Source organism: Streptomyces sp. 8K308 (assembly GCF_004348315.1).
Taxonomy (GTDB): domain Bacteria; phylum Actinomycetota; class Actinomycetes; order Streptomycetales; family Streptomycetaceae; genus Streptomyces.
On sequence record NZ_SMKC01000537.1, the window covers coordinates 1 to 2877 of the forward strand.

The window sequence follows — 2877 nt, forward strand, 5'->3', positions numbered from 1 at the left end:
GGGTGGTGGAGGGCCTGCGGATCGACCACCCGGACGGGCTCGCGGACCCGGGCGGCTATCTGGCGCGGCTGCGGGAGGCGTGCGGCGAGGGGGTGTGGATCGTGGCCGAGAAGATCCTGGGCCCGGACGAGCGCCTGCCGGCCGCCTGGCCCGTCGCCGGCACCACTGGCTACGACGCGCTGCGGCACGTCGACGCGATGTTCGTCGACCCCGAGGGCCACGCCCGACTGACCGACACCTACCGGGAGTTCACCGGCGTCGCGCCGGAGGCGGGCGGCGCGTGGGCGGAGACCGTGCGGGCCGCGGGACACCGGATGATCGGGCATGAACTCGCCGCCGAGGCCGCGCGCCTGGCCCGAGCCGCCGAGGCCGCCTGCCTGGCCGATCCCGCGCTGCTCCGCCGCGACCACGCGCCCTGGGCGCTGCGCGCCGCGCTGGTCGAGCTGCTGGTGCGGCTGCCGGTCTACCGGCCCTATGTCACGGGCGGTGAGCCACCGGACCCGGCGGACCAGGAGCTGCTGACGACGGCGGCCGAGGCGACGGCCGGCACCTTCGCGGTGCCGGATGAGGCGACGGCGGTGGCGACCGTCCGCGACCTGGCGCTCGGCCGGTGCGAACCCACGCCGCCGGCCGTCGAGTTCAGAGTCCGCTTCGGCCAGGTCTCCTCGGCGCTGCGGGCCAAGGCCGTTGAGGACACGGCCGGTTACCGCTTCGCCCCGCTGCTCTCGGCGGCCGAGGTGGGCTGCGCGCCGGACGCGCCGGGGCTGCCGCCGGACGCGTTCCACGCGCACTGCGCGCGGGTGCGCCGGGAGTGGCCGCTGACCGGCACCGTGCTGTCCACGCACGACACCAAGCGCAGCGGCGACGCCAGGGCCGCCCTCGCCTCCCTGACCGAACATCCGGACGGCTGGGCCGGGTTGGTCCGCCGATTGACGGCGGAGACGGCACGCGCCGGCGCGCCGGCCCCTGACCTCCACCTCGCGTGGACCGCCTGGCAGACGGCGTTCGCCCTCGGCACCCCCGACCGCGAACGGCTGACCGCCGCCGTGCTGAAGGCGGCGCGCGAGGCCGCGCTCGCCACCACCTGGACCGAGCAGGACGCCGAGTACGAGCGGGCCTTGGAGCGCTTCGTGCTCGCCGGCCCGTGCGGCCCACCGGGCCGCGCGCTCGCCGAGTTCGCCCACCGCCTCGCCCCAGCGATCCGCGCCAACGTGCTGGGCGCCGCGCTGCTGCACCTGACCATGCCCGGCGTGCCCGACGTCTACCGCGGCAGCGAGGGACACTATCCGGCCCTGGTCGACCCCGACAACCGCCGCCCACCCGTCGTCGTGGACGGCGAGCTGAACGCCGAGAAGCTTCGCCTGACCACCACCGCCCTGCGGCTGCGCCGCGACCACCCCGACTGGTTCGGGCCCGAGGCGGAACACCGTCCCCTGACCGCCGAGGGCCCGGCGGCCGAGCACTGCCTGGCGTTCGCCCGCGCCACCCAGGCCGTCACCGTCGTCACCCGGCTCCCGCACCGCCTCGCCCAGGCCGGCGGCTGGCGCGACACCCACCTGCCGCTGCCCCCCGGCGACTGGCGCGACCTCCTCACCGGCGGCCGTGCCACCGGCAAGGCCACCCTGGCCGAGCTCTTCGCCGAGGCCCCGGTGGCCCTGCTGGTGCGCGCCCCTCAGACCTCGGGCACGTAGTCGCTGATCCGATAGCACATCTCGTCGTCCAAGGCGTTCTCGTCGTAGTCGATCACGATGTCCACGGGGCGCCCGGGATCGTCCTCGGCGTACTCGACCTCCAGGACGTCCGCCCCCTCGTCCCGGGCCTCGTCGACGATCTCCCGGAGCTCCGCGATGGTCAAGCCCGTCTGCGACGACAGGTACGGCGCTTCGTGCTCCCCTCCGAGATCGGTCACCTCGACCACCTCGCCGCCCTCGACCGCGATCTCGAAGGTCCCGCTGAGCGGGGTCTCCCCGCACGAGCCGTCGATCACGAACCGGTAGGCTGCCGGCTCCTCCCACTCCGGAACGTCCACGCCGTCCCCGGCGCATCCCGTGACCAGCGCCGCCAACGCGACGCCCCCGACCCATCCGACACGTCTGTTCCCCACCATGCCGGTGTGACGGACCGTCGCCCCGGCCGGTTCCCTCGCCCGGGCGGCGGCCGACGCGTCGGGGCGGACCGTCAGTCGGGCTCGGCGAAGCTCATGACCATCAGCTGGTCGGGGTGCGGGACGGGAGTGAACCCCACCTTCTCGTACACCCCGTGCGCGTCGACGGTCGCGAGCATCAGGCGCCTGAGCCGGTAGGGCGCCAGATGGTCCCGGATAGAGGCCGCCAGCCACGTGCCAAGCCCCCGGCCGCGGTGCGCGGGATCCACGTAGACGTCGGAGAGCCAGGCGAAGGCGACCAGGTCGGTGACGGCACGCGCGTACGCCACCTGACCGCCCCCAGGCTCGTAGACGCCGAAGTTCAACGAGGCACGCACGCACCGCTCGACGGTCTCGCGGTCGCGCCCCAGCGCCCAGTAGGCGTCGGTCGACAGCCAGCGGTGCACCAGGTCGATGTCGACGCGGTCCGGATCGGTCGCGATCTCGTACCCGTCTTCCCTTCGCACGATCACAACGGGAATCTAGCCCGAGCCGCCCACCCGGTCTCGCGAATTACCGGCCGCGCACTCACCGCAACCGCTTGACCAGCTCCATGTCCCGCCGGCCGTCGGGCAGTTCGCGCCTGATCCGCCCGGTGGGCAGGAACCCGCGCCGTCGATAGAGCGCGAGCGCGTGCTCGTTGCCCTCGAAGACGCCGAGGCGCAACAGCTCGGCCCCGCCCCGAGCCGCCCACCGCTCCACCGCGTCGAGCAACAGGTCGCCGACCCCACGCC

General features: G+C 74.6%; 4 protein-coding genes. 1 reads left to right on the forward strand and 3 read right to left on the reverse strand.

What is annotated here, in order from left to right:
- The coding region (locus tag E1265_RS37600; protein ID WP_165954002.1) for a malto-oligosyltrehalose synthase at positions 1 to 1691 on the forward strand (1691 nt) is incomplete at its 5' end.
- On the opposite strand, the gene E1265_RS35330 is transcribed toward E1265_RS37600, so the two are convergent.
- The 3 genes from E1265_RS35330 to E1265_RS35340 all read right to left on the reverse strand — a co-directional run.
- Positions 1673 to 2029, reverse strand: a complete 357-nt coding sequence (locus E1265_RS35330) for a DUF6174 domain-containing protein (protein WP_132935039.1) — start codon at positions 2027 to 2029, stop codon at positions 1673 to 1675. The two genes, E1265_RS37600 and E1265_RS35330, sit on opposite strands and share 19 nt — an antisense overlap.
- Before the next feature lie 149 nt (positions 2030 to 2178).
- Positions 2179 to 2616 (reverse strand): GNAT family N-acetyltransferase, encoded by a 438-nt coding sequence (locus E1265_RS35335; RefSeq protein WP_132935040.1) that lies wholly within the window; start codon positions 2614 to 2616, stop codon positions 2179 to 2181.
- Positions 2617 to 2671: 55 nt separating this feature from the next.
- Positions 2672 to 2877, reverse strand: a 206-nt coding sequence (locus E1265_RS35340; protein ID WP_132935041.1) for a GNAT family N-acetyltransferase, incomplete at its 5' end; no start/stop codon positions are given.